This window comes from Nocardioides pollutisoli, assembly GCF_040045055.1.
In the GTDB taxonomy this organism is placed as follows: domain Bacteria; phylum Actinomycetota; class Actinomycetes; order Propionibacteriales; family Nocardioidaceae; genus Nocardioides; species Nocardioides tweenelious.
In genome coordinates this window covers 1,031,166-1,044,685 of the sequence record NZ_JBDZDU010000001.1, presented here as the reverse complement: position 1 = coordinate 1,044,685, position 13,520 = coordinate 1,031,166, and the positions used below count along the sequence as shown (strand labels likewise).

The 13,520-nt window shown below is 67.8% G+C and carries 8 protein-coding genes; all 8 read left to right on the top strand.

What is annotated here, in order from left to right:
- The 8 genes from ABLE68_RS05050 (at position 1) to ABLE68_RS05015 (ending at position 13,517) form a co-directional block, all read left to right on the top strand.
- Positions 1–1,140, top strand: coding sequence for an MCE family protein (locus tag ABLE68_RS05050; protein WP_348870188.1), 1,140 nt, complete (start codon positions 1–3; stop codon positions 1,138–1,140).
- On the top strand, positions 1,137–2,570 hold the full coding sequence (locus ABLE68_RS05045) for an MCE family protein (RefSeq protein ID WP_348870187.1): 1,434 nt from the start codon (positions 1,137–1,139) through the stop codon (positions 2,568–2,570). The genes ABLE68_RS05050 and ABLE68_RS05045 overlap by 4 nt, the downstream gene beginning before the upstream one ends.
- Positions 2,567–3,850 carry an MCE family protein gene (locus ABLE68_RS05040; RefSeq protein WP_348870186.1) on the top strand — a complete coding sequence of 428 codons (1,284 nt, stop codon included), beginning with the start codon at positions 2,567–2,569 and terminating at the stop codon, positions 3,848–3,850. Before ABLE68_RS05045 ends, ABLE68_RS05040 begins: the two co-directional genes overlap by 4 nt.
- Positions 3,847–4,473 carry a hypothetical protein gene (locus tag ABLE68_RS05035; protein ID WP_348870185.1) on the top strand — a complete coding sequence of 209 codons (627 nt, stop codon included), beginning with the start codon at positions 3,847–3,849 and terminating at the stop codon, positions 4,471–4,473. The genes ABLE68_RS05040 and ABLE68_RS05035 overlap by 4 nt, the downstream gene beginning before the upstream one ends.
- Positions 4,470–5,216, top strand: a complete 747-nt coding sequence (locus ABLE68_RS05030) for a J domain-containing protein (protein WP_348870183.1) — start codon at positions 4,470–4,472, stop codon at positions 5,214–5,216. The genes ABLE68_RS05035 and ABLE68_RS05030 overlap by 4 nt, the downstream gene beginning before the upstream one ends.
- Positions 5,217–5,433: 217 nt before the next feature.
- Entirely contained in the window at positions 5,434–8,898 is a 3,465-nt protein-coding gene (rpoB, locus tag ABLE68_RS05025; protein ID WP_348870182.1) for a DNA-directed RNA polymerase subunit beta, read from the top strand.
- A 92-nt stretch (positions 8,899–8,990) separates the two neighbouring features.
- Entirely contained in the window at positions 8,991–12,881 is a 3,891-nt protein-coding gene (locus tag ABLE68_RS05020; RefSeq protein WP_348870181.1) for a DNA-directed RNA polymerase subunit beta', read from the top strand.
- Between the two features lie 144 nt (positions 12,882–13,025).
- The gene (locus tag ABLE68_RS05015; RefSeq protein WP_348870180.1) at positions 13,026–13,517 is read left to right on the top strand and encodes a DUF4232 domain-containing protein; all 492 of its coding nucleotides are present in this window, start codon (positions 13,026–13,028) and stop codon (positions 13,515–13,517) included.
- The last annotated feature ends 3 nt before the right edge of the window (positions 13,518–13,520 follow it).

Sequence of the window (13,520 nt, the reverse complement as noted above, 5' to 3'; positions counted from 1 at the left end):
ATGGGCGCAGTGAAGCGGTTCGTCATCCCCGCGGTGATCGTGCTGGCGCTCGTCGTCGGCGCCTTCGCGATGTTCCGCGGCCCGGACACCAAGACCCTGACCGCACACTTCCCGCGGACCATCTCGATCTACGAGGGCAGCGACGTCCGCGTCCTCGGCGTCCCGGTGGGCACCGTCGACACGGTGACCCCGTCGGGCACCGACGTCGTCGTGACGATGTCCTACGACGCCGACGTGAAGATCCCTGCCGACGCCAAGGCCGTGATCGTGGCTCCGTCCATCGTGGGCGACCGGTTCATCCAGCTCACGCCCGTCTACGACGGCGGCGCGGTGATGGCCGACGGCGTCAACCTCGACGAGGACCGCACCGCGGTGCCGCTCGAGCTGGACCAGATCTACTCCAGCATCGACGACCTGACCGTCGCGCTGGGGCCGACCGGCGCCAACAAGGACGGTGCGCTCTCCGACCTGCTCGAGTCGACGGCCGCCAACTTCGGTGGCCAGGGAGCCAAGTTCCACCAGACGATCCAGGACTTCAGCAAGCTGAGCCAGACCCTCGACGACAACAAGGAGGAGCTCTTCGGCTCCGCCCGCAAGCTGGAGGGCTTCATCAACACGCTCGCCAAGAACGACTCGACCGTACGTCGCTTCAACACCTCGCTCGGTGACGTGTCGTCGATGCTGTCCGGCGAGCGCCAGGAGCTGTCGGCCTCCTTGCGCAACCTCGCGACCGCGCTCGGCCAGGTGTCGTCGTTCGTGAAGGAGAACCGCGACGCCCTGGGTCGCAACATCTCCGGCCTCAACCGGGTGTCCAAGGTTCTCGTCAAGCGCCGCGGTGAGCTCGACCAGATCCTCGACACCGCGCCGCTGGCTCTCAACAACCTCGCGCTCACCTACAACCCCGAGGCCGGCACGCTCGACACCAACGCCAACCTCGGCAACGTGATCGACCAGATCCAGTCCGACCCGTCTCTGCTGATCTGCACCTTCCTCAGCCAGGCCGACACGTCCGGGAAGCTCTGCGACCTGGTGAAGCAGGCGCTGCCACGTCCGGCGACGCTCGGCAAGGGCGGTCTCAGCACCACCTCGGCCGACCCCTTCGACCCGACCCTCGCCGGCTTCGTGGAGGGGGACCGATGAAGCGCCTCGACACCACCCGCCTCACGGCCCTGCGGGCCCTGGTGGCCGTCGTCGTCGGCATGGTCCTGCTGACCGGCTGCGACTTCGACGTCTACAAGCTGCCCCTGCCCGGCGGCACCGACGTGGGCAGTGACCCGATCACCGTCAAGGCGGAGTTCCGCGACGTGCTGGACCTGGTGCCGAAGTCGTCGGTCAAGGTCAACGACGTCAGCGTCGGCCAGGTGACCGACGTCAGCCTCGACGGCGACCACGCCGTCGTGACGATGCAGCTGCCCCACGACACGGAGCTGCCGGCCAACGCGATCGCCGAGATCCGCCAGACCAGCCTGCTCGGCGAGAAGTTCGTGGCGCTCTCGCCGCCGTCGGACGTCGCCCCCACGGGTCAGCTCGCCGACGGTGCCGTGATCACGCTCGACCAGACGGGCCGCAACCCCGAGGTCGAGGAGGTGCTCGGTGCGCTGAGCCTGCTCCTCAACGGCGGTGGGGTCGCCCAGCTCAAGACCATCGCCACCGAGGTCAACAAGGCCCTCGGTGGACGCGAGGACGCGACCCGCTCCGCGCTCGAGCAGATCAAGATCTTCATGACCCAGCTCGACGACAACAAGGCCGACATCGTCGACGCCATCGAGTCGGTCAACCGGCTGGCGAAGTCGGTCCGCGCCCAGCAGGGCTCGATCGACTCCGCCCTCGAGGAGCTGCCGAGCGCGCTCACCTCGCTCGACAAGCAGCGCGGCGACCTCGTGAAGATGCTGCAGTCGCTCGACCGGCTCAGCGGGGTCGGCGTACGCGTGATCAAGGCGTCGAAGGACGCGACCATCGAGTCGCTGCGTCAGCTCAACCCGGTGCTGACCGAGCTGGCCAACTCCGGCGACGCGCTGGTGAAGTCGTTCAACGTCTTCCTCACCTACCCCTTCGTCGACGAGGTCGTCGGTCGCGACCCGCAGGTCGCTCGCAACCTGCACATGGGTGACTACACCAACCTCTCCATCGAGCTCGACCTCGACGCCTCCGGCGGCATCACCGGCCCGACCGGCCTGCCGACCGTGCTCCCGTCGGACATCGACCCCACGGTGATCCTCGACCGGCTCACCCGGTGCCTGCGCAGCGGTGACCTGACCAGCAAGCCGTGCCGCAAGCTCCTCGGCACCGTCCAGGGCCTGGCCAAGCTCCGCGAGGCCTGCCTCAAGCCGAAGAACCGCGACACCGCGCTCTGCCGGGCGCTGGCCCAGATCCCCGGCGTGCCCGGCGTGCCTGGTGGCGACAGCAGCGGTCTGCCCTCGATCCCGGGCCTGCCCGGCCTGCCCGGTCTCAACCGGCCGGGTGCGGGGGCGACCTACTCGACGACCAGGGGACCGACCTTGCGGCAGCTCACCCGGCTCTTCGACCCCGCCCTCGTCAAGCTCCTCGTCCCCGGGATGGTGACCCGATGATCACCCGCCGCACCCGGCTCCAGCTGCTCGTCTTCGTGCTGATCACGTTGCTCGGCGTGAGCTACGTCGGAGCTCGCTACGCCCGGCTCGACCGGGTCTTCTTCGACGACCACTACACGGTGGTCGCGCACTTCTCGACGTCCGGCGGCATCTTCGCCGGTGGCGAGGTCAACTACCGCGGTGTCGAGGTCGGCCGGGTCGGCAAGCTCGTGCTCACCGACGACGGGGTCGACGTCTACCTCGACATCGACAACTCCCACGACGACATCCCCTCCGACTCGCTGGCCGTGGTCGGCAACCGCTCCGCGGTCGGTGAGCAGTACGTCGAGCTCGAGCCGCAGACCGACAAGGCGCCGTACCTCGGCGAGGACTCCCAGATCGCGATGGCCGACACGCGCACGCCGATCGCCACGGAGAAGTTCCTCTCCGACATCTCCACCACGGTCAACTCCGTCGACAAGCAGGCCCTGAGCACGACCGTCGGCGAGCTGGGCGCGGCGTTCGCCGGCACGGGCGAGGACCTGCAGCGGATCATCGACACCGGCAACTCGTTTATCAACGAGGCCGACGCCAACTTCGACACCACGACGGCGCTGATCCGCGACAGCAACACGGTCCTGAAGACCCAGGTCGCCTCGGAGAGCTCGATCCGCACCTTCGCGAGCCAGCTCAGCCTCTTCAGCGACTCGCTCGCCGGCTCCGACGACGCCCTGCGCCAGGTGATCGACGACGGGTCCGCGACCGCCACCCAGCTCCGCACCTTCCTCGAGGACAACCGCGTCGACCTCGGTGAGCTGATCAACAACCTGGTGACCACCGGCCAGGTGATCGTCGACCACCTGCCCGGCGTGCGTCAGATCCTGGTGATCTACCCGTACGTCGTGGAGGGCGGCTTCTCGGTCGTCTCGAAGTCACCCGACACCGGTCTGTACGACGCCCACTTCGGGCTGATCCTGACCACCACGCCGGTCTGCCACCACGGCTACGAGAGCACCGACACCCGCCCGCCGCAGGACGGCAGCAACCGTCCGATGAACACCAAGGCCGGCTGCACCGAGCCCCCCACGATGAGCAACCCGCGCGGCCCGCAGAACCTGCCCCGCACCGGTGCGGCCTACCGCGCGCCGGTCGCCTCCTACGACCCCGGCACCGGGCGCCTCCACTGGGGTCCCCGGGTCCCCGCGAGCGAGGCGCAGCCCGGCACCCTGGCCCCCACGACCTTCGGAGAGGACTCCTGGAAGTGGCTATTTCTCCAGCCGTTGACCAAGATCCACCCGTGACCAACAGCGCCGAGACCGAGTCCGTCCCGCCGCCGCCCACGACGCCGGCAGGACCGTCCTCGGGTGCGCCGAACGGGCGGTTCCGGGTCGTGCTGCTCGTCCTGCTCGTGCTCGCGCTGCTCGTCTCGGGCGGCGTGCTCGTCTGGCTGCTCGCCGACCGACGCGGCGAGGCCGACGGCGTGCAGTCCGACCGCGAGGCCGTGATGTCGCAGGTCGAGCAGTTCGTGCTCCGACTCAACACCTACGGTCCCGACCAGCTCGACGACCAGGGACACATGCCGGAGTACGAGAAGCAGGTCACCGCCGTCATCACGCCGAAGTTCGCCACCGACTTCGAGAAGTCCGGCCTCCCGATCGCGGAGCAGACCGTCGACAAGGCCGGCCTCGGCCGGACCGCCAAGATCTACGGCGTGGGCGTCGACTCGATCGACGGCGACTCCGCCACGGCGATCGTGGCCGCCGGCCTCAGCGGCAGCTCGCCCGATCCCAAGCACCCGGACGACCCGAGCAAGCGGATCCCGCTGGACCCCGCCGTGCTCCGCTGGTCGGTCTCCCTGGTCAAGGTCGACGGGAAGTGGTTGGTCGACGACTACACCCCGGTCACCGGAGAGGACGGCCAGTGAGCGCGCCCACGCCGAGCTGGTACGACGTCCTGGACGTTGCCCCCACCGCCTCCGACGCCGAGATCCGGACCGCGTGGCGCACCGCCATCGCCGACCTCGACCCGACCGACCGCCGCTTCGCGGTCCTGAACCAGGCGGCCGAGGTGCTGCTCGACCCGGCCGCGCGGGCGGCGTACGACGCCGAGCTCGCCCCTGCGACCACCGTCGCGACCACCCCCGAGCCGCAGGTCGTCACCACCGTCGCGGCAGCGCCCGCCGGCCGCCGGCTGGTGCCCGGCTGGCTGCTGGTCGGCCTGGGTGTGCTCGCCCTGCTCGTCGCCGGGGCCGCGGTCGCCGTCGGCGCGACGATGCCCTCCGACCGCTCGGTCGAGGACGGCACCGACGCGGCTCGCGCGGCCGCCGAGCGGGCCGTCGTCCCGATCCTGTCCTACGACGCCGCCCACCTCGACGAGTCGAAGGCGGCGGCTGAGCCCTACCTCACCGGCGACTACCGCAAGGAGTACGACAAGCTCTTCGACGGGATCATCGCCCAGAACGCTCCCGCGACCGGGACCGTGGTGAAGGCCGACCTGGTGCGCTCCAGCGTCGTGCGTTCCGGGGACGACCGGGTCCAGGTGTTCATGCTGGTCAACCAGTCCCGGACCAACAAGAAGGTCTCCACCCCCGAGGTCTACAAGAACTGGGTGACGGTCACGATGGAGAAGGTCGACGGCGACTGGCTGGTCTCCGGGATGGAGACCTGAGCGTCCTCGTACGGCGAGCGTCCTTGACCTGACGGGGTCCGGCGTTCATGATCGTCGCCAACACCGCCCCGGAGCTCGTCAGGCGGGTTTGTGACGTGCGCCCTCGTGGGGTAGCCTGTTCCTTTGCGTCTGCCCTCAAATGCTTCTCAGCCTGCCCGGTGGCTGATTTTGTGGTGGGCTAGCGCCGATCTCTCAGCGTTTCGTCGAAGGACACCTCTTGGCCGCGCGCACCACCTCTGGTAACCCCCGCCGCATCTCTTTCGCAAAGATCTCCGAACCTCTCGAAATCCCGAAGCTCCTCTCCCTGCAGACCGACAGCTTCGACTGGCTGGTCGGCAACGACGCCTGGCAGGCCGTCGTGGAGCGTCGCATCGAGGCAGGCGAGGACGTCTCTCGGAAGTCCGGTCTGACCGAGATCTTCGAGGAGATCTCGCCGATCGAGGACTTCTCGGAGACGATGTCGCTCTCCTTCGAGAACCCGGTCTTCTACGACCCGAAGTACACCGTGGACGAGTGCAAGGAGAAGGACTTCACCTACTCCGCTCCGCTCTACGTCTCTGCGGAGTTCACCAACAACGACACCGGTGAGATCAAGGGCCAGACGGTCTTCATGGGCGATTTCCCGCTCATGACGCCCAAGGGCACCTTCGTCATCAACGGCACCGAGCGCGTCGTCGTCTCGCAGCTCGTCCGCTCGCCGGGCGTCTACTTCGAGCGCAGCGCCGACAAGACGTCCGACAAGGACATCTACACCGCGAAGCTCATCCCGTCGCGCGGTGCGTGGCTCGAGTTCGAGATCGACAAGCGCGACATGGTCGGCGTCCGCCTCGACCGCAAGCGCAAGCAGAACGTCACCGTGCTGCTCAAGGCCCTCGGGTGGACCAACGAGCAGATCCGCGAGGAGTTCGGCCAGTACGAGTCGATGATGCTCACCCTGGAGAAGGACCACACCGAGACCCAGGACGACGCTCTTCTCGACATCTACCGCAAGCTGCGTCCGGGCGAGCCGCCCACGCGTGAGGCTGCGCAGACGCTGCTGAACAACTACTACTTCAACCCGAAGCGCTACGACCTCGCGAAGGTCGGCCGCTACAAGGTCAACAAGAAGCTGGGTCTCACCGAGGCGTTCGACCAGCAGACGCTGACCACCGACGACGTCGTCGCCGCCATCCGCTACATCGTGGCGCTGCACGACGGCCAGGAGCAGCTCGAGTCGCCCCAGGGCACGCTCGACATCACCCCGGACGACATCGACCACTTCGGCAACCGCCGGATGCGCACGGTCGGCGAGCTGATCCAGAACCAGCTCCGCACGGGCCTGGCCCGCATGGAGCGCGTGGTCCGCGAGCGGATGACGACCCAGGACGTCGAGGCGATCACGCCGCAGTCGCTGATCAACATCCGCCCCGTGGTGGCGGCGCTGAAGGAGTTCTTCGGCACCTCGCAGCTGTCGCAGTTCATGGACCAGACCAACCCGATCGCGGGCCTGACGCACAAGCGTCGTCTGTCCGCGCTCGGTCCGGGCGGTCTGTCCCGTGACCGCGCCGGCATGGAGGTCCGTGACGTCCACCCGTCGCACTACGGCCGCATGTGCCCGATCGAGACCCCGGAAGGCCCGAACATCGGTCTGATCGGCTCGCTCGCGTCCTACGGTCGGATCAACCCGTTCGGGTTCGTCGAGACGCCGTACCGCAAGGTCGAGAAGGGTCGGGTCACCGACAAGATCGACTACCTGACCGCCGACGACGAGGACAAGTTCGTCATCGCGCAGGCCAACGCGGTCATCGACGACAAGGGTCGGTTCACCGAGGAGCGCGTCCTGGTCCGCCAGCGCGACGGTGAGGTCTCCGAGATCCTCGCCGACGAGGTCGACTACATGGACGTCTCGCCGCGCCAGATGGTGTCGGTCGCGACCGCCCTCATCCCGTTCCTCGAGCACGACGACGCCAACCGCGCGCTCATGGGTGCCAACATGCAGCGCCAGGCCGTGCCGCTCATCCGCAGCGACTCGCCCCTGGTCGGCACCGGCATCGAGTACCGCGCCGCGGTCGACGCCGGCGACGTGGTCGTCGCGACGGACGCCGGTGTGGTCAAGTCCGTGTCCGCCGACCTCATCGAGACGATGAACGACGACGGCACGTACACCACGTACAAGCTGGCGAAGTTCAAGCGGTCCAACCAGGGCACCTGCATCAACCAGCGTCCGCTGGTCAGTGAGGGCGCCCGGGTCGAGATCGGTTCGCCGATCGCCGACGGTCCGTGCACCGACGACGCCGAGATGGCGCTGGGCACCAACCTCCTCGTGGCCTTCATGCCGTGGCAGGGCCACAACTACGAGGACGCCATCATCCTGAGCCAGCGCCTGGTCCAGGAGGACATCCTCACCTCGATCCACATCGAGGAGCACGAGGTCGACGCCCGCGACACCAAGCTCGGCCCGGAGGAGATCACGCGGGACATCCCGAACGTCTCCGAGGAGATGCTCGCCGACCTCGACGAGCGCGGCATCATCCGGATCGGCGCCGAGGTTCAGACCGGTGACGTGCTGGTCGGCAAGGTCACGCCCAAGGGTGAGACCGAGCTGACGCCGGAGGAGCGGCTGCTCCGCGCGATCTTCGGTGAGAAGGCGCGCGAGGTGCGCGACACCTCGATGAAGGTGCCGCACGGTGAGTCCGGCACGGTCATCGGCGTCCGCGTCTTCGACCGCGAGGACGGCGACGAGCTGCCCCCGGGCGTCAACCAGCTGGTCCGCGTCTACGTCGCCCAGAAGCGCAAGATCTCCGTCGGCGACAAGCTCGCCGGTCGCCACGGCAACAAGGGCGTCATCGCGAAGATCCTGCCGATCGAGGACATGCCGTTCATGGAGGACGGCACCCCGGTCGACGTCGTGCTCAACCCGCTCGGCGTGCCGCGACGGATGAACATCGGCCAGATCCTCGAGCTCCACCTCGGTTGGCTCGCCAACCAGGGCTGGGACCTCAAGCTGCACGAGGACAAGGACGACGCCGACTGGAAGCAGCGCCTGATCAAGATCCACGCGGACAAGGCCGAGCCGAACACGCGCGTCGCGACGCCCGTCTTCGACGGCGCCCGCGAGGACGAGATCACCGGCCTGCTCGGTGCGACGAACCCCAACCGGGACGGCGTGCGGATGATCGACGCAACCGGCAAGGCGAGCCTCTTCGACGGTCGCTCCGGCGAGCCGTTCCCCGAGCCCGTCTCCGTCGGCTACATGTACATCCTCAAGCTGCACCACCTCGTGGACGACAAGATCCACGCGCGCAGCACTGGCCCCTACTCGATGATCACGCAGCAGCCCCTGGGCGGTAAGGCCCAGTTCGGTGGCCAGCGGTTCGGCGAGATGGAGGTCTGGGCGATGGAGGCGTACGGCGCCGCCTACGCCCTGCAGGAGCTGCTCACGATCAAGTCCGACGACGTGCCTGGTCGCGTCAAGGTCTACGAGGCGATCGTGAAGGGCGAGAACATCCCCGACTCGGGCATCCCGGAGTCGTTCAAGGTTCTCGTCAAGGAGATGCAGTCGCTCTGCCTGAACGTCGAGGTGCTCAGCCAGGACGGTTCGCAGATCGAGCTCCGCGACGCGGAAGAGGACGTCTTCCGTGCCGCCGAGGAGCTCGGTATCGACCTGTCTCGTCGCGAGCCCAGCAGCGTCGAAGAAGTCTGAGCCGTCCGGTCGGCGCGCGCCCCAGGTGCGCGCCGGCCGGCCCTCAGTCCACAGCCTTGATCCACAAGTACTAACGAAGGACAACAGCCACCGTGCTTGATGTGAACTTCTTCGACCAGCTCAAGATCGGCCTGGCCACTGCGGACGACATCCGCACGTGGAGCCACGGTGAGGTCAAGAAGCCGGAGACCATCAACTACCGCACGCTCAAGCCCGAGCGTGACGGCCTCTTCTGCGAGAAGATCTTCGGTCCCACCCGGGACTGGGAGTGCTACTGCGGCAAGTACAAGCGAGTCCGCTTCAAGGGCATCATCTGCGAGCGCTGCGGCGTCGAGGTGACCCGGTCCAAGGTGCGCCGTGAGCGCATGGGCCACATCGAGCTGGCCGCGCCGGTCACCCACATCTGGTACTTCAAGGGTGTCCCCAGCCGCCTCGGCTACCTGCTCGACCTCGCCCCGAAGGACCTCGAGAAGGTCATCTACTTCGCGGCGTACATGATCACCGCCGTCGACGAGGACGCGCGCCACCGCGACCTGTCCTCCCTCGAGGGCAAGGTCGGCCTGGAGCGCGAGCGTCTCGAGAAGCGCCGTGACGGTGCCATCGACGACCGTGCCAAGAAGTTCGAGGAGGACCTCGCGGCCCTCGAGGCCGAGGGTGCCAAGGCCGACCAGCGCCGCAAGGTGAAGGACGGCGCCGAGCGCGAGATGAAGCAGATCCGCGACCGCGCCCAGCGCGAGATCGACCGCCTCGACGAGGTGTGGAACACCTTCAAGTCCCTCAAGGTCCAGGACCTGATGGGCGACGAGATGCTCTACCGCGAGATGAAGAACTGGTTCGGCAAGTACTTCGAGGGCTACATGGGCGCCACGGCGATCCAGAAGCGCCTGGAGTCGTTCGACGTCGAGGCCGAGGTCGAGTCGCTGCGCGACACGATCCTCAACGGCAAGGGCCAGCGGAAGGTGCGCGCGCTCAAGCGGCTCAAGGTCGTCGACGCGTTCCGCAAGACCGGCAACAAGCCCCAGGGCATGGTGCTGGACGCCGTCCCGGTCATCCCGCCGGACCTGCGCCCGATGGTGCAGCTCGACGGTGGTCGCTTCGCGACCTCCGACCTGAACGACCTCTACCGCCGCGTCATCAACCGGAACAACCGCCTCAAGCGGCTGCTCGACCTGGGCGCGCCCGAGATCATCGTCAACAACGAGAAGCGGATGCTGCAGGAGGCCGTCGACTCGCTGTTCGACAACGGTCGCCGTGGTCGTCCCGTCACCGGCCCGGGCAACCGGCCGCTGAAGTCGCTGTCCGACATGCTCAAGGGCAAGCAGGGTCGTTTCCGTCAGAACCTGCTCGGCAAGCGCGTGGACTACTCGGGCCGTTCGGTCATCGTGTCGGGTCCGCAGCTGAAGCTGCACCAGTGCGGTCTGCCCAAGCAGATGGCGCTCGAGCTCTTCAAGCCGTTCGTGATGAAGCGCCTGGTCGACCTGTCTCACGCGCAGAACATCAAGTCCGCCAAGCGGATGGTCGAGCGCGCCACGTCGGGTCAGAACCGCTACGCCATGGTGTGGGACGTCCTCGAAGAGGTCATCGCCGAGCACCCCGTGCTGCTCAACCGTGCGCCCACGCTGCACCGCCTCGGCATCCAGGCCTTCGAGCCCCAGCTGATCGAGGGCAAGGCCATCCAGATCCACCCGCTCGTCTGCTCGGCGTTCAACGCCGACTTCGACGGTGACCAGATGGCCGTGCACCTGCCGCTGTCCGCCGAGGCCCAGGCCGAGGCGCGGATCCTGATGCTGTCGACCAACAACATCTTGAAGCCGTCCGACGGTCGCCCCGTGACCATGCCCACCCAGGACATGATCATCGGCCTGTTCTTCCTCACCACCGACCGGGCCGAGCAGCCCGGCGAGGGTCGGGCGTTCACGTCCGTCGGCGAGGCGATCATGGCGTTCGACCAGGGCGAGATCTCGCTGCAGAGCGTGGTCAAGATCCGCTTCACCGACATCGTGCCGCCGCTCGAGCTCGGTGCCGACTGGGAGGCCGGCCAGGCGATCACCCTGGAGACCACCCTCGGTCGCGCGCTGTTCAACGAGACCCTGCCGGCCGACTACCCCTTCGTGAACTACGAGGTGGGCAAGAAGGCCCTGGGCGCGATCGTCAACGACCTGGCCGAGCGCTACACCAAGGTCGAGGTCGCGGCGTCGCTCGACGCCCTGAAGGACACCGGCTTCCGCTGGGCGACCTTCTCGGGTGTCACGGTCTCCATCGACGACGTCACGACGCCGCCGGAGAAGGCCCAGATCCTGTCGGGCTTCGAGGCTCAGGCCGCGAAGGTGCAGACCCAGTTCGAGCGTGGTCTGGTCACCGACGAGGAGCGTCGTCAGGAGCTCATCGAGATCTGGACGCAGGCGGCCAACGAGGTCGGCAAGGCGATGGAGCTGACGTTCGACCGCGCGAACCCGATCTACATGATGGTCGAGTCGGGCGCCTCCGGAAACATGAACCAGATCCGGCAGGTCGCGGCCATGCGTGGTCTCGTGGCCAACCCGAAGGGCGAGATCATCCCGCGCCCGATCAAGTCCAACTTCCGTGAGGGCCTCACGGTTCTCGAGTACTTCATCGCCACCCACGGTGCCCGCAAGGGTCTCGCCGACACCGCGCTGCGTACCGCCGACTCGGGTTACCTGACCCGTCGTCTGGTGGACGTCTCGCAGGACGTCATCATCCGTGAGGACGACTGTGGCACCGAGCGCGGTCTGCCCAAGCGGATCGGCGAGCGGCTCGAGGACGGCACGGTCATCAAGGCGGAGAACGCCGAGACCGCGGCCTACGCCCGTTCGGCGGCCACCGAGGTCGTCCACCCGAAGACCGGCGACGTGCTCGCCGGTGCGGGCGAGGACCTCGGCGACGTCAAGATCGGCGAGCTCATCGCTGCTGGCATCGAGGAGGTCAAGGTCCGCTCCGTGCTGACCTGTGACGCCAAGACCGGCACGTGCGCGAAGTGCTACGGCCGCTCGCTGGCGACCGGCAAGCTCGTCGACATCGGCGAGGCCGTCGGCATCATCGCGGCCCAGTCGATCGGTGAGCCCGGCACGCAGCTGACGATGCGTACCTTCCACACCGGTGGTGTGGCCTCCGCTGACGACATCACGCAGGGTCTGCCCCGTGTGGTCGAGCTCTTCGAGGCCCGCTCGCCCAAGGGTCGCTCGCCGATCGCCGAGGCCGCTGGCCGGGTGGAGATCGACGAGACCGACAAGGCTCGCAAGATCCTGATCACGCCGGACGACGGCTCCGAGGTCCAGGAGTACCCCGTCTCGAAGCGGTCGCGTCTGCTGGTCGCCGACGGCGAGCACATCGAGGTCGGTCAGATGCTGACCGTCGGTACCCCCGACCCGCAGGACGTCCTGCGGATCCTGGGTGTCCGTCGGGCGCAGGAGCACCTCGTCGACGAGGTCCAGGCCGTCTACCGGTCGCAGGGTGTGTCGATCCACGACAAGCACATCGAGATCATCGTGCGGCAGATGCTGCGCCGGGTCACGGTGATCGAGTCCGGTGACACCAACCTGCTCCCGTCCGACCTGGTCGACCGGGCCCGGTTCGAGGAGGAGAACCGTCGCGTGGTCTCCGAGGGCTCCAAGCCCGCCTCGGGTCGTCCGGTGCTCATGGGCATCACGAAGGCCTCGCTGGCGACCGAGTCGTGGCTCTCGGCGGCCTCCTTCCAGGAGACCACCCGCGTGCTCACCGACGCGGCGATCCACGGGCGCAGCGACTCGCTGCGTGGCCTGAAGGAGAACGTGATCATCGGCAAGCTGATCCCGGCTGGTACCGGCCTCGAGCGCTACCGCAACATCCGGGTGGAGCCGACCGAGGAGGCCCGCGCCGCGGCGTACTCCGTCACCGGTTACGACTCCTACGACTACGAGTTCGGCAACGGAACCGGTCAGGCCGTCGCTCTCGACGACTTCGACTTTGGGTCTTATCAGAACTGACGGCTTCGCCGTCAGGTCTGGTGAGACGAGCCAGATCGAGTAGACGAACGCCCCATCGCGCGCAAGCGCGGTGGGGCGTTCGGCGTATCGAGATCCAGTCGCGTCCCGAGACAACTCTTGTCCACGAGGAGGAGTCTCACCGGCATGAGAAGAATGCTGATGATCGCGCTGCTGTCGCTCGGGCTCACCGGTCTGGTGTCCCCGGCGACGCAGGCGCAGGGCGTGGAGGAGTGCACCAACGCCGAGCTGGTGGCGTCCTACCACGGTGGCGGAGCCGCGATGAGCCACGTCTACGGCCGGATCGTGCTGAAGAACGTCTCGGACCACGCGTGCTCGATCCGGGGCTACGGCGGACTGTCCTACGTCGGTGGCGGTGACGGCACGCAGATCGGTTCCGCCGCCCGGCGGACCAAGGGTCCGGTGCGGTCGATCGTGGTCGACCCGGGGGAGCGGGTGCGCAGCCGCGTGGTCGAGACCTCGTGGGGCCCGTACGCCGGTCGCTGCCACCGCGCGCACGTGGACGGGTTCCGGGTCTACCTGCCTGACGAGACCCGCTCGCAGTTCGTGAAGCACCCGACCGTGGGCTGCCGAAACCGCCATGTCCACCTGCTTGCACACCGGGCCTACCAGGCCTGAGAA

Bases quoted from the DNA above. Each gene is read 5' to 3' on its own strand.
- ABLE68_RS05050 (WP_348870188.1), top strand. From the start codon at position 1: ATGGGCGCAGTGAAGCGGTTCGTCATCCCCGCGGTGATCGTGCTGGCG.
- ABLE68_RS05045 (WP_348870187.1), top strand. From the start codon at position 1,137: ATGAAGCGCCTCGACACCACCCGCCTCACGGCCCTGCGGGCCCTGGTG.
- ABLE68_RS05040 (WP_348870186.1), top strand. From the start codon at position 2,567: ATGATCACCCGCCGCACCCGGCTCCAGCTGCTCGTCTTCGTGCTGATC.
- ABLE68_RS05015 (WP_348870180.1), top strand. From the start codon at position 13,026: ATGAGAAGAATGCTGATGATCGCGCTGCTGTCGCTCGGGCTCACCGGT.